The 22,778-nt window shown below is 45.8% G+C and carries 21 protein-coding genes; 8 read left to right on the top strand and 13 right to left on the bottom strand.

Annotated features, from left to right (window positions below; translation table 11 throughout):
- Positions 1–47 precede the first annotated feature (47 nt).
- Both AACQ84_RS16200 and AACQ84_RS16195 read right to left on the bottom strand, forming a co-directional pair.
- Positions 48–980 carry an ABC transporter substrate-binding protein gene (locus AACQ84_RS16200; protein ID WP_200807231.1) on the bottom strand — a complete coding sequence of 311 codons (933 nt, stop codon included), beginning with the start codon at positions 978–980 and terminating at the stop codon, positions 48–50.
- 186 nt (positions 981–1,166) lie between these two features.
- Entirely contained in the window at positions 1,167–3,587 is a 2,421-nt protein-coding gene (locus AACQ84_RS16195; RefSeq protein ID WP_012305615.1) for a TonB-dependent siderophore receptor, read from the bottom strand.
- A gap of 327 nt (positions 3,588–3,914) precedes the next feature.
- On the opposite strand from AACQ84_RS16195, the gene AACQ84_RS16190 reads away from it, so the two are divergent.
- The 3 genes from AACQ84_RS16190 (at position 3,915) to AACQ84_RS16180 (ending at position 6,126) form a co-directional block, all read left to right on the top strand.
- The gene (locus tag AACQ84_RS16190) at positions 3,915–4,562 is read left to right on the top strand and encodes a MotA/TolQ/ExbB proton channel family protein (protein WP_012305614.1); all 648 of its coding nucleotides are present in this window, start codon (positions 3,915–3,917) and stop codon (positions 4,560–4,562) included.
- 88 nt (positions 4,563–4,650) lie between these two features.
- Entirely contained in the window at positions 4,651–5,073 is a 423-nt protein-coding gene (locus tag AACQ84_RS16185; protein ID WP_012305613.1) for an ExbD/TolR family protein, read from the top strand.
- Positions 5,074–5,157: 84 nt separating this feature from the next.
- Positions 5,158–6,126: a sucrase ferredoxin gene (locus AACQ84_RS16180; RefSeq protein ID WP_012305612.1), complete on the top strand. Its 969-nt coding sequence runs from the start codon at positions 5,158–5,160 to the stop codon at positions 6,124–6,126.
- 44 nt (positions 6,127–6,170) lie between these two features.
- Here AACQ84_RS16180 and AACQ84_RS16175 read toward each other — a convergent pair whose 3' ends face one another.
- The 3 genes from AACQ84_RS16175 to AACQ84_RS16165 all read right to left on the bottom strand — a co-directional run bounded on the left by AACQ84_RS16175 (position 6,171) and on the right by AACQ84_RS16165 (position 10,751).
- Entirely contained in the window at positions 6,171–7,691 is a 1,521-nt protein-coding gene (locus tag AACQ84_RS16175) for a gamma-glutamyltransferase (protein ID WP_012305611.1), read from the bottom strand.
- A 126-nt stretch (positions 7,692–7,817) separates the two neighbouring features.
- Positions 7,818–9,068 (bottom strand): hypothetical protein, encoded by a 1,251-nt coding sequence (locus tag AACQ84_RS16170; protein WP_012305610.1) that lies wholly within the window; start codon positions 9,066–9,068, stop codon positions 7,818–7,820.
- 417 nt (positions 9,069–9,485) lie between these two features.
- Positions 9,486–10,751: an FAD/NAD(P)-binding protein gene (locus AACQ84_RS16165; RefSeq protein WP_234991434.1), complete on the bottom strand. Its 1,266-nt coding sequence runs from the start codon at positions 10,749–10,751 to the stop codon at positions 9,486–9,488.
- 101 nt (positions 10,752–10,852) lie between these two features.
- Here AACQ84_RS16165 and AACQ84_RS16160 point away from each other — a divergent pair, with 101 nt between their 5' ends.
- The 3 genes from AACQ84_RS16160 to AACQ84_RS16150 all read left to right on the top strand — a co-directional run bounded on the left by AACQ84_RS16160 (position 10,853) and on the right by AACQ84_RS16150 (position 12,624).
- A complete protein-coding gene (locus AACQ84_RS16160) occupies positions 10,853–11,350 on the top strand; it encodes a hypothetical protein (protein WP_012305608.1) in 498 nt (165 codons plus the stop codon).
- A gap of 110 nt (positions 11,351–11,460) precedes the next feature.
- Entirely contained in the window at positions 11,461–12,168 is a 708-nt protein-coding gene (locus AACQ84_RS16155) for a hypothetical protein (protein WP_012305607.1), read from the top strand.
- 120 nt (positions 12,169–12,288) lie between these two features.
- A complete protein-coding gene (locus tag AACQ84_RS16150) occupies positions 12,289–12,624 on the top strand; it encodes a hypothetical protein (protein ID WP_049761816.1) in 336 nt (111 codons plus the stop codon).
- 95 nt (positions 12,625–12,719) lie between these two features.
- On the opposite strand, the gene folE is transcribed toward AACQ84_RS16150, so the two are convergent.
- Positions 12,720–13,358 (bottom strand): GTP cyclohydrolase I FolE, encoded by a 639-nt coding sequence (folE, locus tag AACQ84_RS16145; RefSeq protein WP_012305605.1) that lies wholly within the window; start codon positions 13,356–13,358, stop codon positions 12,720–12,722.
- Between the two features lie 121 nt (positions 13,359–13,479).
- Entirely contained in the window at positions 13,480–14,565 is a 1,086-nt protein-coding gene (hemB, locus tag AACQ84_RS16140) for a porphobilinogen synthase (RefSeq protein WP_012305604.1), read from the bottom strand.
- Positions 14,566–15,253: 688 nt separating this feature from the next.
- Between hemB and AACQ84_RS16135 the strand changes: the two genes are divergently transcribed.
- Entirely contained in the window at positions 15,254–15,880 is a 627-nt protein-coding gene (locus AACQ84_RS16135; protein ID WP_012305603.1) for a DUF4360 domain-containing protein, read from the top strand.
- 368 nt (positions 15,881–16,248) lie between these two features.
- Here AACQ84_RS16135 and AACQ84_RS16130 read toward each other — a convergent pair whose 3' ends face one another.
- From AACQ84_RS16130 to AACQ84_RS16120, 3 genes are all read right to left on the bottom strand, one after another.
- Positions 16,249–16,524 (bottom strand): hypothetical protein, encoded by a 276-nt coding sequence (locus AACQ84_RS16130; protein WP_012305602.1) that lies wholly within the window; start codon positions 16,522–16,524, stop codon positions 16,249–16,251.
- Between the two features lie 419 nt (positions 16,525–16,943).
- Complete coding sequence (locus AACQ84_RS16125; protein ID WP_012305601.1) at positions 16,944–17,519, bottom strand: DUF4126 domain-containing protein; 576 nt, start codon at positions 17,517–17,519, stop codon at positions 16,944–16,946.
- A 117-nt stretch (positions 17,520–17,636) separates the two neighbouring features.
- A complete protein-coding gene (locus AACQ84_RS16120; protein WP_012305600.1) occupies positions 17,637–19,835 on the bottom strand; it encodes an amino acid permease in 2,199 nt (732 codons plus the stop codon).
- A gap of 414 nt (positions 19,836–20,249) precedes the next feature.
- Between AACQ84_RS16120 and AACQ84_RS16115 the strand changes: the two genes are divergently transcribed.
- Complete coding sequence (locus AACQ84_RS16115) at positions 20,250–20,873, top strand: hypothetical protein (RefSeq protein WP_012305598.1); 624 nt, start codon at positions 20,250–20,252, stop codon at positions 20,871–20,873.
- Here the strand turns inward: AACQ84_RS16115 and AACQ84_RS16110 are convergent.
- The 3 genes from AACQ84_RS16110 to AACQ84_RS16100 form a co-directional block, all read right to left on the bottom strand.
- The gene (locus AACQ84_RS16110) at positions 20,837–21,151 is read right to left on the bottom strand and encodes an AraC family transcriptional regulator ligand-binding domain-containing protein (protein ID WP_012305599.1); all 315 of its coding nucleotides are present in this window, start codon (positions 21,149–21,151) and stop codon (positions 20,837–20,839) included. The two genes, AACQ84_RS16115 and AACQ84_RS16110, sit on opposite strands and share 37 nt — an antisense overlap.
- Before the next feature lie 17 nt (positions 21,152–21,168).
- The gene (locus AACQ84_RS16105; RefSeq protein WP_012305597.1) at positions 21,169–21,900 is read right to left on the bottom strand and encodes a DUF4386 domain-containing protein; all 732 of its coding nucleotides are present in this window, start codon (positions 21,898–21,900) and stop codon (positions 21,169–21,171) included.
- Positions 21,901–22,166: 266 nt separating this feature from the next.
- On the bottom strand, positions 22,167–22,616 hold the full coding sequence (locus tag AACQ84_RS16100; RefSeq protein WP_012305596.1) for a GFA family protein: 450 nt from the start codon (positions 22,614–22,616) through the stop codon (positions 22,167–22,169).
- Between the last annotated feature and the right edge of the window lie 162 nt (positions 22,617–22,778).

Below are 22,778 nucleotides of genomic sequence, written 5' to 3'. Positions count from 1 at the left end.
TATTGAAAAATACTCTCTTTTTTTAGTTGCTACACTTCAAATAATTACTAATTTTGTGTTTCATCTAAAATGTGTTTCGCGAGATCATTAAGAACTTGATTAGCCGCTAAAATACCACTAGAACTTGTCCATTCCCCATCATTAACTTGGTAAACATTACCGTTTTCAACCACAGCGAGATTTCGCCAAAGGGGATGATCTTGCCATTGATTTTGGGTATCTTCACCTCGGTTTTCGGTCTCATTAAATGTGAAATAAAACAGATGGTCGGCTTCGAGATCCTGGATACTTTCTAGGCCTATCTCGGCGGCAAAGTCATTTTTTTGTTGTACTTCAGGCCGTCGTAAGCCCACTTCAGCGACAATTTGCCCCGGAAAGGATTGTTCATAATAAATCCGCGCTGTCCCTGGCATAAACCGAACGAGGGAAACAGTTGGCGGCTGATCACCTAATTGTTCTTTGAGGTTGGCGACCCGCTGATCCCATTGCTCAAGTAAAGTTTGGGCTTCGGTTTCCCGGTTGAGGGCTTTGGCGTAGAGTTTAAAATTATCTTTCCAGGTGGCACCCAAGGTTTCGGAAAAAACGGTCGGGGCGATCGCCTGCAATTTGCCATAGAGTTGCTCCTGCCGGACTTTAGAGCCGATAATCAAATCTGGCTTTAAAGCGACAATATTTTCTAAATTTGGCTGAAATTCATCACCAATCACGGGTACATCTTCTAATTCAGCGCTGAGATACTCGTAATAAGGCTCTCCTTGCCAGGACTTGACGGCACCGACGGGTGTTACCCCTAGGGCAACTAACATATCTGTGCCTTCGTTGGTGAGCACGACGATTCGTTGGGGAGTGCCGCTAATTTCTGTCGTTCCCATGGCGTGTTCAATGGTGCGGGTTGCTTCGTCAGAAACTTGGGAAACAGGCTCTGGGGTCGTTGTGGGAGATGGATTTTGGGTCGTAGCAAAACAACCGCTTAAACTCATACTTGCTAGGCAGATTAAGCTGAGGATTTGGGGTCGAATTGTAGGTTTATTTTTTTGATATTGCATAAAGTTTAAAGGTTTTTTAATTCTAAAAAAATAGGATGAAAAGGCAAAATAAAATCCTCCTCTCCATCCCAAATTAAGACGTAATCAACTTCTGAAATACGCAGGCGATCGCCCTGGATTTTACCAATCTAAACTGTAGCTTAAACTGATGGTGCGACCTCTGCCAGCAAATTGATTTCTGCCCCCATAAACCTGGGCAATGACGGGAAAATATTCAGCATTAAAAAGATTTTCAACGCCGAGCTGAATCTTGCCAGCACCAGTGTCATAGCTACTGATAAAATCAGCAGTTAAGTAACTTTCTACTTCCCCTAAACCAAAGCCATCACCCTTGGGATCACGGCCCGCTGAATACAATAATTGCAGACGATTTTCCCAGCCTTCAATGGGTTCATATTCCACAAAACCGGTTAGTTTAACAGGGGGAATTTGGAAACTAGGTAAGCCACTTTCAAAATCGCCATCGTTATTGGCATCCCGCTCGCCATCGGTGTAAGTAAAGGTTCCCCCTAGGGCGAGTTGTTCACTGAGTTGAGTACGTAGATCGGCCTCAACACCGTAGATGCGCTGGGGATCACGAATCGTCGTAAACGCACTATCAAAGGTAGTACCAAGATCTGAGTAGCTATAAAAGCCAGCAATGGAAGCTTGCACATTACCCCAGTTGCCGCGAATCCCTAACTCATAGTTATCAACCCGTTGGGCTTCAGGCCGTAGATTTTCTACACTACTACCATCTGGAGAAGTCCGTAGGGAACGGGCCACATCCGCAATGGAAAAGCCTTGGGCAAAGTTCCCAAAAATATTTACATTGTCATTGAGAGCATACACAGCGCCCACATTAAAGAGGGTCGCATCGTAGTTCAGTTCGCCCCCTGTGACATCATTGCCCGCTAGGGTGGTGAAATCATCCACACTGACATCAATGAATTCTTGGCGAATCCCACCATTAAGAACCAATTGGTCGGTCACATTCCAATTTAACTGGGCAAACAAGCCAAGGTTTTTCTGTTCTGTAGGAGGTGAAAGAAACTCTGTGCCAATTCGCTCAAAAACTAGGCCATTACTCGCTTCAAAGGTAGGTTCATCAAAGAGATCAGCAGGTTGGGCAGATTCTTCGTAAAAATAGTCCACACCCCAAAGTAAACTGAGGCGATCACCAGCTGCGAGGGGCGTATTAAGGTCTACCCGAGCGCCAATTTTCTCCGACTCTACTTCTGATTGATAGAGCTTACCGCCGAAGGTGCCAAAATCATCATCGAAAGGATAGAAACGGGTGGAGTAATCTCGATAGTAAAGCTGACTGTTTAACTGACTGCCAAAGAGATCATCATTGCTGTAGGCCAAACTAACCAATGTATTTTCGGTGCCGGGTTGATCAGGCAAGACAAGGCCAGGTCTGGCTTCTGCCTTATCGCCACTAGGAAATGGATTGAGGGCAAAGTCAGAATCTTGGTCATCAGAGAAGTAATTAAAGCTGAATTGGAGCCGTTGGTTTTCGTCGATGTTGTAGCCCAATTTTCCAAATAAATTGATGCTTCTGAGGTCAGCTAAACCCCCTTGACCCAACGGATCGGGCGGAATGCGATCGCCATCGGCATCAAAGAAACCACCTGTCTTGGAAATCGCAAAATCCGCGACATAGTCAAACTTGTCCTCTGTACCAGACACAGAATGCTGGAGAGAGTAACCAAAACTGTCTTCTGGATTGGTCGTGGAAAATTCAAAGCCGATAGTGCTGCGGGATTCTGCGCCTGTGGCGGCTCCCTGCTTAGTGATGATATTGATGATCCCACCAGTGGCACCATCTCCATAGATCGCGCTGGGGCCACGGACAATTTCAATCCGCTCAATCACGCCCGGATCAATGGTGCGCAAATCCCTTTGGGCATTACGGTTTGTGCTCTGGGGTATCCCATCAACCAAGACCGAAATATTACGACCCCGGAGGCTTTGCCCAAAAATACTGGTGGTTTCTGTCGAAGGTGAGAGACCAGGCACCAGCTTCGCCAAAATACTCGAAAGATCGCGGTTGAGATCCGCTTGACGGGCAATTTCTGCCTGGGAAATCACTGTCACAGACCGGGGTACCGCCGCTTCCTCTGCTTCCGTCCGAGTTGCCGTAACGATTAATTCCAAATTATCAACAAAATCATCCGGTGTTACCTGTACAAGCAAACCAGAGGGTTGAGACAGTACATCAACAAAGGGCGCTGCTGTTTCACCCACAAGAATAATTTCAACGGTATTTTCAGATATTTGCGTAATTTCAATGGCCTCTAGACCAGCTTGGGGCGCAAAATCAGGCAAAATTGCACCATCTGTTAACTGGGCATTTTCGACTTCGAGGATGAGACGATCGCCCTCCAGCCGTTGATTTACTTCAGGGGCGATCGCCTGATCACTTTCCAGAAAAACTTCTACACCCAAGGAGGTCGGGTTAATCCGAATATTACTAATTACTGTTTGGGCCACTACCGCCGGAGCCAGGGCGACCAGCATCCCACTGGCGATACCAAGACTATAGGTCAACTCTTTCAAGAAACTCTCCTCACACTTATTGCTAAAGACTTGCGTTAGATCAGGAAGATTAAGAGATTATCTCAATCAATGTCAAGTTCTTTATCGAGAATCTATTTTATTTGAAATTTCTGCAGAGCCACATTTATCGGCTAAAAGCCACTGAAACTAAGAACTAAAAGTATTTTCAGGAATTACCATTTCAGATTAAAGGCTTTGTTTTTGCTAAGTCTTCTGATATACAAGGATAAATTTATTGAAAATAGTTTGAGTTAGGCTCTAGTCATTTGGGCAGCAGTGCCAGATAATGCTTCTTAAACGCCCTCGCATATTTCAACCCATAGCACTATGAACATCACAAATTTCTTTGCCGCCGGTGGCATCGTTGCTTATCCCTTGTTCCTCTTCTCTTTGGCCGGTGTAGCCTGCATTATTGAGCGAGCCGTTTTTTGGTGGCGGATTAATCGTCGGCAGCGTCAAGTTGTCCGGGACGCCCTCGGTCTATATCGGCAAGATCCGTTCAATGCGATGAAATTTTTGAAGCGTAACGCGGATCTACCCATTGCCCGGATTTTTTTAGAAGCCCTTGATTTAGAAAATCCCAACAGTGAAGAGTTTCGTCTCGCCCTCGAAAGTGCAACCCAAGCCGAAATCCCGACCCTAAAACGGTTTAATACTGTGTTTGACACAATTATTGCTGTTGCGCCCCTACTGGGATTGTTGGGAACGATCCTCGGTTTGATGCAATCCTTTTCGGCGCTCAACATTGGTGATGTGGGTAATACCAATGCCGCTGGGGTGACTGGTGGAATTAGTGAAGCATTGGTTTCGACTGTGATGGGTCTGGTTGTGGCAATCTTCACCCTGCTCTTTGCCAATCTCTTTAATGGGTTATATCAACGTAACTTAGCATTTATCCAAGAGTATGGTGGCCAGTTAGAATTACTATATCGCCGCTTCTATGAAAAGAGTGAAGAAGCAATTATGAACCGCTAATGCCTGCTAATCAAACGATGCGCAGCTATTTTTTTATGTATAAGCCATCCATTTAAGCTTAATTCTTTTATTTTAAAAATTCACCACTATGCGTATTCCCCAGGAAGAACAAAAATCCGCAGGCATTAATATTGTGCCGATGATTGATATTATCTTTTCAATTTTGGCCTATTTTATTATTTCGACCCTCTATTTGACGAAATCTGAGGGCCTACCGGTTAATCTACCTGGGGCAAATACAGCACAACAGCAACCGAGCACTGAAATTACGGTGACCGTAGATGCGGCGGGAGATATTTTTCTCAACGAAGCACCCGTTGAAATCGCTACACTCCAAGCTGGTGTCCGAAATCTAATGGTTGAGAACCCAGAAACCTTGGTGATTATCAATGCCGATGAAGCAGTTAGCCATGGATCAGTGATTGAAGTAATGGATGAACTGCGGCAAATTGAAGGAGCAAGATTGGCGATCGCCGCCCAAAAAGAAACAACATCCACTAGCACTAATTAATACGAAGTATGATTTACAGCTGCAAGGCTTCGCTCCTACATCTCAAAGCCTTACAGGATTTTTGGGGGATTAACTAATCGAGATATGAATTCATTTTTTTGTGCCGAGTCATCCCGCAAACTAGGAGAAGATCCTATCGGCTGGGGTGTCAATACAACCTATTATCTTTTGTTAGAATATGCCCAGCCTTGGCGCGAAAACATTTTAGAGAGTGATCCCCAATTTATACCGCTCCTAAAGTTTTACCAAACTTTTTTGACACCGAGAAAAATCCAAATCCGGCCCATATTTATTTGGGGTGAATCGTCGTCAAAAGATCGAAGTCGAGCTATTTTATTAAAACAAGAGCAAGGATTTATTCGAGGTTACAAACGCCAAGAATTTACAATTTCGAAGTTAGCAGAAGTTATTCCAATCCTAGAAACTTGTTTCACTGATTCAGATAGTTTTTTTGCTACAACAGATTCAAGCCAACAACAACGAGATATTCTTGTTTGTACCCACGGCACTTATGACAAGTGTTGTGGAAAATATGGCAAGCCCTTTTATCGGCAAGCAGTACGATTGGTTCAAGAATTAAACCTTGAAGATCGAGTGCGCATTTGGCAAGCAACTCATTTCGGTGGACATCGCTTTGCGCCCACGGCCATCGAGTTTCCTGGAGGACGTTATTATGGCAGGCTAGATGAGGCTTCCTTGCAATCTTTACTGACCCGTCAAGGCGATTTAGATTTTCTCAAAAAAGTTTATCGAGGCTGGGGCGTTTTACCTGCGCCGGTACAAATCTTAGAGCGAGGATTATGGTACCGTCATGGTTGGCAATGGTTAGACTACGGGGTTGATTTTCAAATATTAGACGCGAATAAAGACGAGACGTTTTTTCGGTGTCAGATCACGGCTCAACAAGAAGGCGATCGCCAAATAATTTATACCGCAGAGATTGTCGAAGACCCAACACAAAACATCCACCTCCGGGGTGGTTGCAAGGTGCCAACAGCCGAAAGATATCCCCAATTTAAGCTGCAAAATTTATCCCAAACCTCCTCTCATTAGAGAAAAGTAGCCTTTTCCAGTAACCACACCTAAGATTTTGGATTTTAGGCAAAAGCGACACTGCCCTCCCGTCGGGGATCGGCGATCGCCTGCAATTGCTGCGCTTCTTTAGACCACAATGCGGCCTGTACGCCACCAAAATACATTGATAGCGGCGGAAACTCCCGGAGTGGCATCGACAGATTCAATAAATTCTCAGCCCTTAAATCTTCTTCGTAGGCAAGCATCAATTGGTCGTCAAATGCTTCCACATGGAGGCGCGGTCGTCGGATGGCCTCACTGAGAGAATCGCCATGCACTATAAAGTTGGTCAGTGACTGGGCGATCGCCGTGGTAATCCGCGAGGCACCAGGGGAACCAATCGACAGTACAGATCCATTCCGGTGACGCGCAATGGTGGGGGCCATATTTGAAATCAATCTCGTGCCTGGCGCAATGGGTTCACTCTGCTCTCGATGCAGCTCCAACTCACCCAGGGAATTATTTAACCAAAAATTACGACCGGGAATTACCGCCCCAGAACCATAACCCGCCGATGCCGTCAGCGAACAGGCACAACCTTGATCATCGACCGTGGACACGTGGATCGTAGAAGGTGAACTGCGGTAATGATCGAGCTGATTTGTCCGGGCAAAATGTAGCAGATCCGTGACTGCTTGCCATCGATCTTGGTCAACATTGAGATGTTCAAAACGATAGTTAAGGACGGCCTCTTGGATCGCAGCAATGGTTTTATGGTCGAGACTTTGACGGGTTTGCTGGAGGAGGAGTAAAGCGGCTAAACAAGCACCACCCACTGCGGGGGCCGGGTTGGTGACAATTTCCCAGTCACCGTAGCTCAGCCGAATTGGTTCTCTGATAATCGCTTCGTAGCTTGCTAAGTCAGCTTGGGTAATGGCACCGTGCGATCGCTCCATTGCAGCGACTAATTCCTGGGCTAAAGTGCCTTGATACAAACAGTCAGGGCCTTCATCGGCTATCAGCTGTAAGGTTTTGGCGAGGCCCGGTAAGCGGACGATCTCACCAGCCTTGAGATAATCTTTGCCGTTTGGATGAACAAGCTGATAACTTTCGGGATGCCACCCAAAAATCGCTGCATGGGCCTGTTCTAAATACATTCCTGAAACACGGGACAGGGGACTGCCTTGCTCTACCACTTTGGCCACGGGCTTGATTAATTCTGCCCAAGACAATTGGCCGTATTCTGCTGAGGCTTTGGCGATCCCGGCGAACATCCCTGGCACTGCCACCGCACCATAACCAATTCCGGTATAAATGCCACCACCATAGTTCAGCAAGGTCTTTTGTAACTCTGGGTAGGGGCGATCGCCAGGGAAATCTTTACCAGGCATCGCTGCATAGGCATCAATGACAACGGGTTCTCGATCCTGGGGCCAAATCGTGATGAAACCACTGCCGCCCGGTGCCATGACCCCCAGTTCGCAACACATGGAAGTTAATGTGGCGGCGAGGGCGGCATCGATGGCGTTACCTCCCTGGGCGATAATCTCTGCGCCGATATTGGCGGCAAGTTTAGAATCGGCGGCGATCGCGACTTTGGTCATCGTTTTTGATTAATTGTTTTTGATCGAGAATGCATTGTGATTTTTTCCATAGCTCGATTTTCAACTGAAAATCGAGATCTGTCTTCAAGGTAGGTTAAGAAGCCAAATCACTTGATGTTAGAGCCTTTAGCGCTGCAGTCGTTTCTGCAAATATTCACAAGTCCAGCCCCGGTCCACTAGCACCTGCCAGGACACCAGATGAATACCATCCCGCACCAGATAATCCCCATCCACCTCTTCGTAGTAGCCCAAACGCCCCAACTTCTTCATCGCCTCAAACCAGTAGAAGAAATTCGCCCTTTCACTTGTGTGATTATTTGCCACTGCATTCTTGACTGCATAAACAAAAAAGCCCGCTGGATTTTTCACATAGTGGTCACGCCGATACCGCTGATAGGCGGCGATCGCCCCTTCAATGATTTCTGCCGCCGTCGTCTTCACTAACCGCACCAGAGAAGGATTCAACACAATCCCTAGATCATCAAGCCGTTCCAAATGAGCCTTAGCTTGGGCATTCACCACCACATCCGCTTTATCCGCTTCTTCCGTCTGCGATTGCTTTTCCTCAATAGTCTCGGTTGCGCCATCCTTAGCTTCCTGAACTGGAGTTCGCTTATCTTTCTCTTTCTCTTTTTGCCTCAATTCCCTAGCAAACCCAACAGCCCCAGTCTTGTCCCCAGTCATGGTTTCAGCAACTTCCTGTGGATTCACTACTTGTTCCCCAGATATCAGCCCACCATCATCCCCATCAATATTTCTTGTTGATTTTACACTTTGGCCCGGCGGCTTTTTTTGCCTTTGGTCTAACTTGTGAGTTTCACCAGTTACTGCATTTCCAACTTCATAGTTTTTAACATTTTTCCCTTGGCTAAACTGAGTTTTCTGTTCCAGTACATCAGTAGCCTGAGAATCCAAAAAAGAAAATTTTAATTGAACAGCAGAACAAGCCTGATCTGTTGAATCTTTAGTATCTATATAAGAAGGTACGGCAGCATCAGGGTTTGAGGCGCGTTTTTGGGAAGTTTTATTCCCAAACTGGGAAGTTTTATTCCCAAACTGGGAAGTTTTATTCCCAAACTGGGAAGTTTTATTCCCGGGACGATAAGCGGCGAGTTTGTAGATTTTGCTGTTGTACTGGCGCTGAATATCGACGAGACCAATGTCTGCGAGTTCGGTCACGGCCTGACGGATCCACTTAGAACAGTAGGGTTTCTTGCGGAATTTGCCAGTCCAGTGGCGGAAAGTATCGAGGTCTACTTCAAAGGTTGTACCGGCGGGACGTTTGCGTAGAAGCCAGTTGTAGAGGGTGGCGGCGCAGCGACTGACTTGGTTGAGGAGGTAGTCACTATCGGCGGTAATCATGGCAAAGGCGGTCATTTTTTTATTCTCCAGATGGGGGTGTTGGAGAATCAGCAAAAAAGCTGCTAAGATATACCCATCGAATAACCCGGTCAAAAGTTTTTCGATGGGTCGGTGGAAGCAGAATTCCGCTGACCCTCATCTTTTTTAAATTTCTCTAATTCTACAGGATCTTCTCAGGGAAAGAAAAAGGCGCTTGCCCAAGATCAGCATAGGTCAGCTTAATGTTGATGGGCTAGCACAATGAAAAGCAAAGTATCCCGGAAGTATTTAGCCAAAGTCGTAGATCAGCAATAATGTAATAAAAGTACACAAAACTCCCGGCAGGTTAGGTGGATAACTTGTGCTTCTGAAGCAATGATCCCACTGCGATCGCCTTTTATGTCTCTAAACTTAGAGCAAACTCCCAAAAACTATTCATTCACACCTACATTGCTAGGCGCTAACTCCAGAGCAGGTATTCGCTTGGTAAATGCGTTGCAGACTTGATTTGGTTAGGGCAGGGACAAGGCGATCGCAAGCCAGACGCGCCCCGAAGATATTTCGGGCGGTGGGGCCAAGTTGCAGGGCGGCTAATCCTCCCATGAGGAACAGATCACAGCCTTGCCAGCGTAAATATTCATCCAAAATAGGGAGACCGTTCACAATCGGCTGGGGATAACGCTCCATCACTCTAGTGAGTAGGGGTTCGGCGGTGACATCAAAGCGACTCCCCGTCGCCAACCAGAGGCGATCGCCCTGGAGAATTTCCCCATTGTCACAGTGCAACTGCCAGTGATTCCCTTGCCAATGGGCGGCTTGGATTTGGCAATTGGGCTTGAGGGTAACTTTGTCCTGGCGTTCGGCGCGGCGGAGCTGGGTCATCACCGCTGGCGTGAGGGAACCGCCATTACGGGCTTTCAGAATCATTTGGTGGCGTTTTTGCCAATCGGTTTCAGCGGCAAATCCCTTGAGATATTTCGGCCCTAACCAACCTGCATCGGCATCAAAAAGTTTCTCTTGGAAAGGGCGACGGGCAACGATCGTAACCTGGGCTTGGCGGGCGATCGCCCCCAATGCGAGATGGCCTGTGGAGAGACCACCACCAACAATGACAATTTTTTCACCCTGAAGATGTAACTTCCGTAAATCAACGCGATCACTGTGGCAAAGACGATCAGATGGATAGCTAGCTTCGATCTGTTCCAGCCAATCTGGTAGCTGTCGTTGGGTTTGGTTCGTCGCTAGAACGACCCGCTTCGCTTGCCACTGTTGGCCATTATGTAGGGTTAAACAAAATTTGCGTTGACCTCTCTGGGGAGGGATTAACTCTGTAACCGCTGCGGCAATTAGTCGTTGCTCTAACTGAAATTCGGCGATCGCCTCTCGGCAAAAATCTTCAAAAAGTTGGGTGCTGGGTAAATCATAGGGCGGAAAAAGTTCATTGGGGCGTCCCTCAGCAAATCTACGCAGGGCAAAGGGATCTGGGTGGGGATGATGTACCGCCGGCGATCGCAAATGGGGAATCTCCTGGGCCGCAAACTGGTGAGACCAGCGGGCCAACCAACAACCATGGGGATCAAAAACAACAATCCGCTTACGCCACTGGGGACGTTTTTTTAAAAGATGAAGCACCAAGGTCAGGGCCTGGACGCCTGCGCCAATAATTGCAATGTCACACTGCTGCATCGCCTTGACGGAAATTCTTGGGGGGATAGACATTTTCACGACTTTAAATAAAAATGATAATTATTATCAAAATATCGATAATAACAAATCACTGAACCAAGCGCTGGCTTGTCCGCTAGCAGGAAGAAAACATAATGATCGATTGGACAAAAACAGCTATCGTGGCGATCGCCGGTCTGGCGGGCTCCGGAAAAACCCAGTGGCTCCGGCAGCAATTCCAGGGGAAAACGGTGCCTGTTACCTATTTCGCACCGCGGACGGTGGACTGTGCCATCGATCGCCATTGTCTCGCCCTTGAGTTTCCCCATTGGCAGTTTTTAGAAGAAGGCCAGGAAATTGAACTGATCCGCGCCGTAGAACAGGGGGCGATCGCCATCTTAGAGCTTGGTTTTTATGTGGCCCTGGCGTCTGGGGAAGAATTGCTAAAAGCATTGGAAGAGGCTGGTTTTCCCTGTCAGCGATTGGCCTTTGTCTCCGAGCAGATCGCCAGTTCCCCTTGGCATGATTGGGCCGATCAATTGATTGAAGTACCCCTACCGCTGCCGACGAATGAAATTCAGGTGTGGCGATCGCCCTCTCCGAGAGGTCGATGGAGTGGCCAGATGGTTAATGATATAAAAGTCGAGCACTAGCACTAATTAGTTCTAGTGCTCATTGAATACTGCAAATTGAATTTTTATGTTAATGGTTAATTAACACAGTTTGTAGCTACAATGTAATTAAACTTTTTCAACATACCCTAATGTACATTGGACGCAAACTATTTCCAGACCAAAATCAAATCTATAGAATCCGTAACACTGTAGAGAACATCATTCAAGAAGTCTCGTTGCGCCTAGGGAAAAAGATTGGTCAAGCTGAATTTGTAAAGATTGTCAATGATGAATTAGAAAGCCTTGGGTACGGAGAAAACCTGCTAAATCTATCGACAATCAATCGTCTTACTTTATTTGGTAGACACACTGCCTCCGCTAATAGTCTTAAGCTGCTAGAGTCTTTACCATTGCTTCATGTTGTTTCAGAAAAGTATAGCGAAGACGATTTAAAACGAATTGCTTTAGGGCAGCCTAGTTCCAGCAAAGATGAAGTTATTGTTCACAAGAATGAACTACAAGCTTTAAGAAGCAGCTTGGCTAAGGCGATGGCGATGATTGACAGCTTGACTGGGAACGAATTTGTTGCCACATATCAGTATGAAGTTAACCTCAGCCCAGAACGAAAACAATATATTTTCAGACAAATCATTAATTACAAAGAAAACCTGAACAAAATATTACAGTCAGGCTTGCTGACTGAATCAGAACTGCAAGCTTATCAACAGGAAGATGTTCCTGACCACGTTCTTATTTCATTAATTGCTTCGCTTGAATTGCCAGGACCAGTCATTCTTATGTTAAGACAGATGTCTGGAGAATTCGATAACCATGATGACTCTGATGATGATTTCTAGTAATAGATTGAATCTCAAAATAGACAAAAATAGCTCAAGTTCATAATAGCTTGAGCTATTTTCTTAAAACTCTTATTTGCAGAATTAGACTGTCTTTTGCTTCATGGCAGTAGCCTGACGGTGTTTGAAGCCCTCACACCAGACATTTCTCCTTTGGTTTTACTAGATCGTCTGTCCCGCACGGGGAGTAATCGCCTTTTTTGCGGTCGATCGGGCCAAACCTTCCAATATCAGGTGAGCACCGGAAAATTGGCGGCTACAGTCACTACCCTTGACCAGACTGCGGTCAGTCAGAACTATACTATTGGCGACTCTGTTGGTACTGCCGCCCGTTTGATTGTTGGTGTTGGCAGTGTGGACCGAGTCCCCAAGCAAGCCACCTACACCCTCTACAATCCCAATACAGACCAAGTGACCTTTCGGACAGTGCGCTATGGCACCGTGGGATTTGGTTGATTTTTTCGTCCAAAAAAAGCAGAATTTCCCCCTAAACCACCAAAAAAAGGTAATTTAGGGGGATTTTTTTAGATTTCCAGGGGAATCAATATTTTCTAGTGGAACGAAGGACGATGGCGAATTAACTCCATGAATTCTTGGCGAGTGGCGTCATTGTCGGCAAATATGCCCTGCATTGAACTGGTTACTGTCCAAGAGCCTGGTTTCTCGACCCCACGCATCACCATGCACATGTGGGTTGCCTCAACCACAACAGCGACTCCCTGGGGTTGTAATAATCCATGGAGGGCATCGGCAATTTGTTGGGTTAAGCGTTCTTGTACTTGTAAACGCCGGGCGTACATTTCACAAATACGGGCAATTTTAGAGAGGCCGATCACCTTACCATTTGGAATGTAGGCCACATGGGCGCGGCCTAAAATCGGCAGAATATGGTGTTCGCAAGAACTAAATAGATCAATATCTCGCACTAAGACCATTTCATTGGTATTTTCATGGAACACAGCCCCGTTCAGGAGTTCATCGAGGGATTGATGGTAGCCAGATGTCAAAAATTTAAGGGCTTTAACCAATCGTTTCGGCGTATCGCGTAATCCTTCACGATCTGGATCTTCGCCTAAGCCGAGTAATAAAGTGCGCACGGCTGCCTGCATTTCGGCTTCTGAAACTGGTGGTTTGATTTCAGTATTAATGGTTTGTTGGCGAATATCGGTCAAAGAAATGGGTAAGTCCATGGGATCAAGTTTTATCAATTAGTGGTTTGTTGGTTGTCGGAGGGCGATCGCCCTGCAAGTTTTATGCGGCAACGCGCCGAAGGATGACTGACTGGTTTTAGATGTAGGGAAGATCAGCGAATTACATTTGCTGTAAAGCTATAGCCGCTTCCTTAGCGAAATAGGTCAAAATCAAGTCAGCCCCTGCCCGTTTCATGCTGGTCAAGGTTTCTAGCACGACTGTTTGTTCATCTAACCAACCCCGTTTGGCCGCTGCTTTGACCATGGCATATTCCCCACTGACGTTGTAGGCGGCGACGGGTAAATTTGTCCGTTGTTTGATGCGATAGATAATATCCAGATAGGCTAAGGCCGGTTTAACCATCACGATGTCAGCCCCTTCGAGAATGTCTAATTCCACTTCTTTGAGGGCCTCTTGACCATTGGCCGGGTCCATTTGGTAGGTTTTTTTGTCACCAAACTTAGGGGCCGAATCCAAGGCATCTCGAAATGGCCCATAGTAAGCAGATGCATATTTAGCGGAATAGGCAAGAATCCCCACATTAATCCAGCCCGCTGCATCGAGGGCGCGGCGAATTGCACCCACGCGACCATCCATCATGTCCGATGGTGCCACAAAATCAGCCCCTGCCTCTGCGTGCATGAGGGCTTGTTTGACCAGGACAGCAACTGTCTCATCATTGAGAATTTCTCCATCTTGGACAATGCCGTCATGGCCCTCGCTGCTATAGGGATCGAGGGCGATATCTGTGATTACAACCATGTCGGGCAGAGCTTCTTTAATCGCCCGTACAGTTCGAGGAATCAACCCGGCAGGATTATGGCTTTCGGTACCTATATTGTCTTTTTGGTAATCAGGAATCAACGGAAAAAGGGCGATCGCCCCAATGCTGAGGTCATAAGCTGTCGCCACTTCAGCTAATAGCAAATCCAAAGAATAACGAAAACAGCCAGGCATCGAAGGGATTTCCGCTTTTTGTCCTTCACCCTCCATGACAAATAGAGGATAAATAAAATCATTCACCGTCAAAGCCGTTTCACGCACCATGCGGCGTAAAGCAGTAGTCCGTCGTAGTCGCCGGGGCCGATATATTGCTACTTCAGCAGGAGTCGTAGCATCAGTGGTTTTAGCAGGGGTTGTGGCTTTAGTAGAAATATTTACAACAGTGGCTAAAGGAGACTCTGGGCGAGGTGGGGGTATCGACATAATAAAAAATGATAATCATTCTCGAATATTCTACACTACGGTTCAAGCGTTTGGATGTCGACTTATTTTGTGGAGAGTTATTCACTCTTCTTAGGGTTGGTTTGGAATAATGCTGGCAAAGCCCCCCTTGCTCCCCCAGGCTAGGAAAATCTCCTAAATGCTAAGTCAATGCAGTCTCGTCCCCCACATGAAGAGATTTAGGGTAGTGACTCAATAGTATTTGATGCTGTTTAGGTATCCTCTCAGATTCAATGGATATATTCCTTCCAAATTAGTGCTATTCCTAGAGCTTGCTGAAATATTGGCCAATTAATTAAAACTCAGGTATCAGGAGATTCTTAATTGGCTTATTAATATCTCTGAAAAAAAGAGAGGTACCTAGTTGGAATTTAGATGCAAAAAAATATTAATTTTGAACGATTCTGAAAACAGCGTCTGGATCGACTAAAAATCTTGAATTTTGTTCCCGTAAAATAAATCTAAAAATTGGAAACAATTGATAACCAATCTAGTCAAATACCCTAACACAATCTGCAATACCTCTTCAAAAAAGAAAGCATTAATACACCATCACCAGTTAATAAATAGCTGCGTCAAATCTTTTGGCGAACTTTTGACTTTCTTGAAATCTAGAACTTTAAATCTAGAAAAACGAATTGGAAACTGCATCATTAATGAGGTAATTGAAATGAAGTTAGAACACGCTTTTTTAGGTCTATTGGCTGCTTCGGGTATAGTCACTGCGAATGTTCAAGCCGTCAAGGCAGAAGAAGGGTTTGCCTTTAAACGTGTACCAGTCATTGTAAATGGTAGTGGCTGTCCTCCTGGCAGTGCTTTTGGGATTGTGAATGGGAATTCGGTTTCAATTATTTTTAGTGAAATGTATACCGAAGCGGCCCGACGGGAATTTAAACGGGCTTCTTGCAACATTCGTATGAAGCTTGATGTTCCTAGCGGTTACACAGTACAACCGGTGAATCTCCGCTATTTAGGTTATGCCAATATTCCTAATGTATCGGGGGCACGTAGTACGCTGAATACTTTTGCGAGTTTCGGTGCAAGTGGCGGGTGGGTTGACCGTAGCAACTTTGGCCCAGGCTTTCAAAGCGATTTTGAACGTAATGTCGATATTGCCCTTTCAGCGGTCAATGCTTGCACTCGACCGGTTACAACAAACTTTGGCATTAACACTAACATTAGCGCTTGGGGACCCCGTTCCGGTGATGAAGTTACTTCTATGGGTATTGATACGGTGGATGTGACTTTAGAGGATGTCATTTACCGTATTGAGTTTGGCTTTATTCCTTGTTCTTAAGTAACATCTGGCTTTTGTTGTGCTAGTGCTTTTTGCTTACGCAATTAGGTGAAACCTAAAAGGTAATGATGGGTTTGTTGCGGTCTATCTCAATACACCATCAAAAATGTGGACATAGCCACTTAGTTTTCTCCAGGTGTGTATTTAATCACATTGAACTGCTGTGGAATTTTATCCATCACTAAAATTCATCATTACCCCTTTAGTACTACCCAAATGTTCTCTACCCCGCGATGGTAGATTTCATTGAGCACTGATAACCAGAATTTGGCTCCCTCGCCCCCGGTAGCATTGCCTCAGAACCTCTGCGAATCTTCTACTCTGATTTTGCTACCGTTTCCTCACTTCCTTCAATGGATAAAGTCGAGCTAAGAGAACTGTGTCGTTGAAATGACCCAACCATAGGTTACAACTGCCAACAGGATTAACCCGTAAACGAATTCCTTTTGCTGACTAAACCACCCCTGCAGCATATTTTTAAAACTACGTAGGCTGCGGCGTCGCTCATTTCCTAATTCTCGTATTAGTCTGGTCACCTCTGCATTAACTTCTTGTAATGAAATTTCACCCTGTTGATACCTTGCTTCCAGGTCGTCTAGCTTGCGCCAGTATTCTTGGGTGGCATTGAGGAGGTTAGGAAACATGAGTACGTAAACCAGTAGCTATCAGTAAAGGCGATCGCCGTGAATATTGAGTAAGTTTTAGTCTTCGCGGCGAAGATTGTCATCCTCGATTTTTTATGGGGCACTGAGGCTATCATCTTGATTGCATCGTAACGCAATGTTAATTTTCTTGCGCTATGACTTGACAATCTGGCAAGTATACAAATTTCGCAAGTATAAATAAAAAAAACATGAAGAGACCGCCAAACCTACAATAAATAGTTGCTCCTGCCAAAACAGGCTCCGTAAGGATTCACTGCAACCTTTTCAAAGACTGGGCCTTGATGACCAATGGCAGTCAGGTCATTTAACAGCTTGGGCACATTATCAGAAACATTGTCTGGTCAAAAATTGCAAGATTGTTTTCCTCAGCAATCTCATAATCAATTGCTCTGAGATCACTAAGATCTAGATTTTCGAACAAAAACACGAAATAGTCGCTGTAGCGCAACTCCCAGAACCCCAACAACAATCGCTATTGCCAGGAACGGCACAAATAGTGCCAGTAAAGATAAAACTCCGGCACTAAGAGCCTCGACCGTTGACACCACTGGATTAGCAATGCCGCCAGTAGCCGTAGTTGAAGCGCCTCGCGTTACCGCCGTAAAAGTTTCAATGGTACCGGCAGTACTTCCACCTGCAAGAATTGCTAAAGTCCATTGGAGTAACGGTTCCAGTTCAGTTAGCTGCCCCAGGCTGGCAGAAGTTAAAAGAGTACCAACAGCGATCGCCAAAGGAATCTCAATCCCATCTAATAAATTGTCAACAACAGGAATGTAGTAAGCAAGTATTTCAACGATCGTCGCTATTCCAAAAGCAAAAAAGGCTGGGTAAGTTCCCAACCAGACAAAATCTTCACCGAGGGATAGATCGCCGAAGATCGCCATCCCACTGAGTATTAGCGGGGGAATGAAAATACGAAAGCCAGCAGCAGCACTGAGAGTAACGCCAATACAAAGAGCTAAAATAATATCCATGGGTAGCGAGAGCTGCGGAACACCCTTATTGTGAACGACCTAATGCCCATTACAGAGTCATGAAGTGCAGATTTTTTGATACAGCAGGATTTGAAGTTGGATCGAAAAAAATAAGTACTACTTCTTTAGGACTTCAGCAAAGGCGAAGCTTGGTGCAGCAAGAACCAACATTGTAGATGGTAGATCATGGATTCTCTCTTCAATGGAGGCATAGTAATCATAAAAATTCTCGTTCGGTTCTGCGATACCGAGGATGACTTGATCTGCATTACGCGAAGACTCAGACAAAATCTCATCAAATGATCGACCTTCTGCCACCAAGATACAAATCTCTGCATCAATGCGAAGCGTTTGCACCAGGACATTAATATTTTGTTTGGCAGTTGCTGCGGCTGATTGATCCGGCACCACTAGCTTCAAATAAATTTGAGCGCTACGCCATTCCATACTGTCCCGCAGTAGCTCTGCCAAGATCATCATGAGTGCACCATTCGCGTGCAAACCTCCCCACCAAACATCAATTTGATGATGCTGCTTACTTTCGGGCTGAGATTTCTCTCGATAGATAATCACATTACGCTCAGCGCGATGCAGTGCATGGATAAGCTGACAATAGCTACTGCGATTTTCGGGGGTTTCATTATTACCAAGGAGGACTGTATCAGGCACGATGGGGCCAAGGCCATAAATTTCAACAAGCCGCTCCACGCCCACAAATGGATCTTGGGCGGTCAAGACCCTGACCAATGCCTGTATATTTCGCTCTTGCAGATAATCATTAATGCTCTTTTCCATTTGCTGCTGCTGACGGATACTGCGAGAATCCATCGGCAAAATACTTGCAATGGTAAACAGGCCCCGATTGCGATTTAACCCATCTGCTAATTCGATTAATCCCCAACGCCGCGTTGGTGCACCGGAAAGGACTAACATATGGGGCCGCCATGTTCTCGGATCGGGGTGATGACCCAGTTGAAATAAGCTTGTTCTCAACAGCATCATCCAAATACCGCGACGAGCATCTCCCCAAGTACTCTTTAATTCCCGCCGCTGAATCCACAGAAAGATCATCGCAACAATTAATCCAGCAACGATGGTCGCCACTGGATTAATTAAAAACATAACTGCTAAACATCCAAGAGCCCCAAGCAGTGAGAAAGACCAATGCACTGCAAATAAAGGGCGAAAAGAGGGACTATCAAGAAATCCTTCAACGCCAGCGGCAATGTTGAGTACTAGGTAGGTTGTGAGAAAAAACATACTCAGCACTGGTGCGATTAAGTTTAAATCACCCACCATGACTGCTACTGTGACGATCCCTAAGGTGATCGCCGTGCCGATGCGTGGTTCGTTATTAGGACCACTGCCTTTGCCTAGGAAGCTTAGCCATCGCGGTAAGACGCGGTCCCTTGCCAAGGCTTGCAAAATCCGGGGGGCACCTAAAATGCTACCGATAGCACTCGATAATGTCGCTCCCCAAATGCCTAACAGAATTGATGGCCCCCAAAAGGCGATCTGCTGCATAATTAGGGGATTTTCAACTAACGTACTGGCATCGGCTCGGGTGGCAAGAAAAAAAGGCAGAGCCATATAGATCAAATAACCAACGCCGACGGCTGCCAATGTACCTGTAGGAATTGCCTTTGTCGGTTCTTTGAGATCGCCGGACATATTAACCCCGGCCATAATTCCGGTCACGGCTGGGAAAAAGACGGCAAAAACTGTCCAGAAAGATTCGCCACTATCCGTACCCCAGGGTTCTAGCTGAGTTGCTTCCAGTGGTGAACCGAAAGCTAGGGAAACAAGCGATAAGGCGATGATCGCCATGATGAAGTACTGGGCTTTGATGGCAATTTCGGCTGAGGTAATTGCTAATACTGCCACAAGAATGGTGACAATTAGGGCAATGTAAGTCTGGTTGAAGCGGCCAAAGGCATTGACAACGCTTTCGGCAAATCCAATGGTATAAAGTGCAACTGACAGCGCCTGGGCAAAGTAGAGGGGAATCCCTACGGCTCCTCCGGTCTCGATGCCTAGGGAGCGGCTAATCATAAAATAAGCGCCACCAGTTCGCACGACCCGATCAGTGGCGATCGCACAAATTGATAACGTTGTCAGAAAGGTAATGCTCACAGCCATCGTGACAATCAGCCATGTACCAAAAAGGCCGACATTGCCAACCACCCAACCAAAGCGGAGGTACATAATCACCCCCAAAATAGTCAGCAGCGAAGGGGTAAAGACCCCACCGAACATACCTAGCCCTGCTTTGTCTGCTGGCGTCGTAACAGCGGTAGAGCTAGTTTTTAAAGGCATTTTAAAAAAGTTGATGAGTGTTGTTACTGGTAAAAATATACTGACCTTCAGCAATCCAAAATATGGATGAGGCTAAACAGCATTGTCAACTTAAGCCGCTTGACAAACACAAGCCCTAAAAAGCTTTCTACATGGAAAGTTCAGCAAAAACAGGAGAAAACATTTTAGGGAAGCTACCCATATCCTAAAGGATACTGTGAACAATAACTATTTTCCCCACCATGGCTTGAAGACTGGCCTACGTCAAGCTTGCTCCTAGCCCCATCAAAGCTCTTTCACGACCTCCAGACAATTTTTTCTAGCACTCTATGCTGGGTGATTAGCATCAAACTGCTTCTCTTTACAGAGGTTGATTGGGGAGCAACTTGTTACGGTAAAGGAACGACTATTAGCCTGTAAGTTATTTGGGAGTTTATGCCGACTAATCCCTTCGATTCCAAAGCCCGCCAAAAAGATCTCCACGATTTCATTGAAACTTTCACTGCTAATACAGGGCAAAATCTGGTGGCGATCGCCAACAATCCTATCTTTAAAACAATTCAGAAAATCTTTGGCTTTGGTTGGCTAGCAGCAATTGTCGGAGATGTGGATGTGGCAATGGCTCAGGCTGAGATTCAGCGGTTAAAACAGGCTTATCCCAACGAAAATCCAACCCAACTAACCCAGCGAGTTATCCAAGCAAAAAGTCTAGAAGCTGCCAAATTAGGGTTTGTGGCCAATCTTTTGCCCCCTTTGGCCCTGGCATTATTCGGCTGGGAGTTGGCAAGTATGACAAAACTCCAGGCGGAGATGGTTTATCAAATTTCTGGCCTCCATGGGCTGAATCTCCAGGATCCCCGTCGGCGGGCAGAAATTCTGGCAATTTTTGGCTTGTCCCTCGGCGGCAATGGTCTCAAAACAGGCCTAAGTTTTTTCGAAATGATTCCCCTGGTGGGTACAGTGGTCGGGGTTTCGAGCAACAGCCTGATGATGTATTCCCTAGGGTTAGCGGCCGACCAGTTTTATCGGTTTAAACAGAACGCACAAAAATATGAATAACAATCCAGATGTGTAGCTGACTTCCAGGCCAGGCCAAAAGCACCATAATCATCACAACGCATTGCCGCCCCCGCTCGCAGTGGCAAAGTTGTACCATTATTTTCGGCTATGGCAATCTTTTCTAGAAAGGAATAATAATCCGTATCAGAAACCATCTGGGAGGGATCAGCGGCGCTATCTGGATCAATACCGAGCGATTTCAAGAGGTCATCTTTGTCGAGGGCATCTTCAACGACTCCGACAACTTTTTTAACGAACAATGAAGTAATCTGTCCCATTCAAAAAATATATTTTTTTATAGCAAACCAACACTTTCTGCCTTTTCTTGCCACTGTTCTGGATTCACTCCCTTAATCAGCAACCACAGACATAGGGAGAGTTCTGAAATAATCGTCACCAGATAAATTGGCGCGATAGCTTCGACAAAGTCCGGAAACAAAAACCGTGTATAACTCCCAATCAGATAAGTGATGCCCGCAGCCATGACTAAGTATCCAAGCACCCTGGGCATATATAGCGACTTGGCAATTAAGTAACCGAGAACGAGACAATGAACCCCAAACAGAATCAGGCCGAGATCATACCCATAGCTGTGCAGATCAAGAAATAGCGATGAAAGTGAGTTGAGTTGAGCAACATCGAATGCCGCAGTATAATTTGAACCTTTCAAAAGAAGTATGGCTGCGTAATAGTTGAGGAGACTAAGGGCAATTACTGCTGTCTGGGTCACTCGGAAACATAGGGCAATCAGAGCAAGTATTTTATTAATTGGCCGCAGAAGTACAAACAGTAATACAGCCACGGCCACATCACTCAGGCACATAATTGAGTCGGCTAGAAATCCAACCCGGAAAAGCGCCTCTGCTGCCATAATGTTGCTGGCAGTCGTCGCTGCATCTCCTGGAGCAATAAGTGGCGATCGCACAAATATTTCGCTAAAAAGTCCGAGAACGATGATGATCAGATACAACACCCCTACTGCCCGCGCGTAGATTTGTGGCGACGTCTTAAATGTTTGGTCTGCCATGACATATTTCCTCTCCGTGGGCTTTACTTTTTGGTTTTTATGGTTGAACTAGGGGGTACGCCGCACCTGCCACACAACAAACCAGGCTTATCAGGATATTACCGCAGACTTTCGTGATGCAACATGGCGATCGCCGCATCGGTAAATCACTTCCTCGCTATCTTCTCAGAGATTTTTGTATCTAATACGTCTGACACTTTGAATATCGATTAAGTATGGTGGGATTTATGTGTTGCACTGTACATTCCTCAATTTTGTAGCCGCTGCTATTTGTTGACGTATTCCTGGATTAACGCTGGGTATTCCTCTGGAAGTGGGAGTTTTTTAAAACTACGCTTTGCACCTGTCGTAGCCCACTCTAGCTTCTCATCCGTATAGGTTTCCATAAATGGCTTGTAGTTTTGAGGGTGATCTAGCATCGTGGAGCGGACATTGACAAAATCATCCAAACCTTCAGGCCGTGTAAATAGCCAACTCATGCAATATCCGCAAAAATAATGACGCGTGTTCCCATGCATTCCACCAATAACAGGTACACCAGAGGTGACTGAAAAGGTAGCGCTCGGAAATAATGCACTCAGGCTAAACGCACTTGCAGTTATTTTCTGACACCCCACACAATGACAAGCCATTGTAATCAATGGTTCTGACGTGACCTCAAATTTCACCTGTCCACAACGGCATTGACCTTTCACCTTACGAACTGCGGTATCCACAATAATTTTTCTCCAGATTTTCTTTACTTAAGAGTCGTCTAAAAAAATAGAGACTCCATCTTTAACAATACGACAGTACTTAAGAAGTAATAATGAATGATAGATGAGAGGATTTTCACCCTCTATCGTTAGGAGATGAGTCCTAGGGATGTGTAGAGACGA

It is taken from the genome of Picosynechococcus sp. PCC 7002, assembly GCF_963860125.1.
GTDB lineage: Bacteria > Cyanobacteriota > Cyanobacteriia > Cyanobacteriales > MRBY01 > MRBY01.
This window is presented reverse-complemented; position numbering and strand designations above follow the sequence as displayed.

Excerpts from the sequence above, each read along its gene's own strand:
- AACQ84_RS16200 (WP_200807231.1), bottom strand. The coding sequence starts at position 980 with ATGAGTTTAAGCGGTTGTTTTGCTACGACCCAAAATCCATCTCCCACA.
- AACQ84_RS16190 (WP_012305614.1), top strand. The coding sequence starts at position 3,915 with ATGAACATCACAAATTTCTTTGCCGCCGGTGGCATCGTTGCTTATCCC.
- AACQ84_RS16185 (WP_012305613.1), top strand. The coding sequence starts at position 4,651 with ATGCGTATTCCCCAGGAAGAACAAAAATCCGCAGGCATTAATATTGTG.
- AACQ84_RS16180 (WP_012305612.1), top strand. The coding sequence starts at position 5,158 with ATGAATTCATTTTTTTGTGCCGAGTCATCCCGCAAACTAGGAGAAGAT.
- AACQ84_RS16175 (WP_012305611.1), bottom strand. The coding sequence starts at position 7,691 with ATGACCAAAGTCGCGATCGCCGCCGATTCTAAACTTGCCGCCAATATC.
- AACQ84_RS16170 (WP_012305610.1), bottom strand. The coding sequence starts at position 9,068 with ATGACCGCCTTTGCCATGATTACCGCCGATAGTGACTACCTCCTCAAC.
- AACQ84_RS16165 (WP_234991434.1), bottom strand. The coding sequence starts at position 10,751 with ATGTCTATCCCCCCAAGAATTTCCGTCAAGGCGATGCAGCAGTGTGAC.
- AACQ84_RS16160 (WP_012305608.1), top strand. The coding sequence starts at position 10,853 with ATGATCGATTGGACAAAAACAGCTATCGTGGCGATCGCCGGTCTGGCG.
- AACQ84_RS16155 (WP_012305607.1), top strand. The coding sequence starts at position 11,461 with ATGTACATTGGACGCAAACTATTTCCAGACCAAAATCAAATCTATAGA.
- folE (WP_012305605.1), bottom strand. The coding sequence starts at position 13,358 with ATGGACTTACCCATTTCTTTGACCGATATTCGCCAACAAACCATTAAT.
- hemB (WP_012305604.1), bottom strand. The coding sequence starts at position 14,565 with ATGTCGATACCCCCACCTCGCCCAGAGTCTCCTTTAGCCACTGTTGTA.
- AACQ84_RS16135 (WP_012305603.1), top strand. The coding sequence starts at position 15,254 with ATGAAGTTAGAACACGCTTTTTTAGGTCTATTGGCTGCTTCGGGTATA.
- AACQ84_RS16130 (WP_012305602.1), bottom strand. The coding sequence starts at position 16,524 with ATGTTTCCTAACCTCCTCAATGCCACCCAAGAATACTGGCGCAAGCTA.
- AACQ84_RS16125 (WP_012305601.1), bottom strand. The coding sequence starts at position 17,519 with ATGGATATTATTTTAGCTCTTTGTATTGGCGTTACTCTCAGTGCTGCT.
- AACQ84_RS16120 (WP_012305600.1), bottom strand. The coding sequence starts at position 19,835 with ATGCCTTTAAAAACTAGCTCTACCGCTGTTACGACGCCAGCAGACAAA.
- AACQ84_RS16115 (WP_012305598.1), top strand. The coding sequence starts at position 20,250 with ATGCCGACTAATCCCTTCGATTCCAAAGCCCGCCAAAAAGATCTCCAC.
- AACQ84_RS16110 (WP_012305599.1), bottom strand. The coding sequence starts at position 21,151 with ATGGGACAGATTACTTCATTGTTCGTTAAAAAAGTTGTCGGAGTCGTT.
- AACQ84_RS16105 (WP_012305597.1), bottom strand. The coding sequence starts at position 21,900 with ATGGCAGACCAAACATTTAAGACGTCGCCACAAATCTACGCGCGGGCA.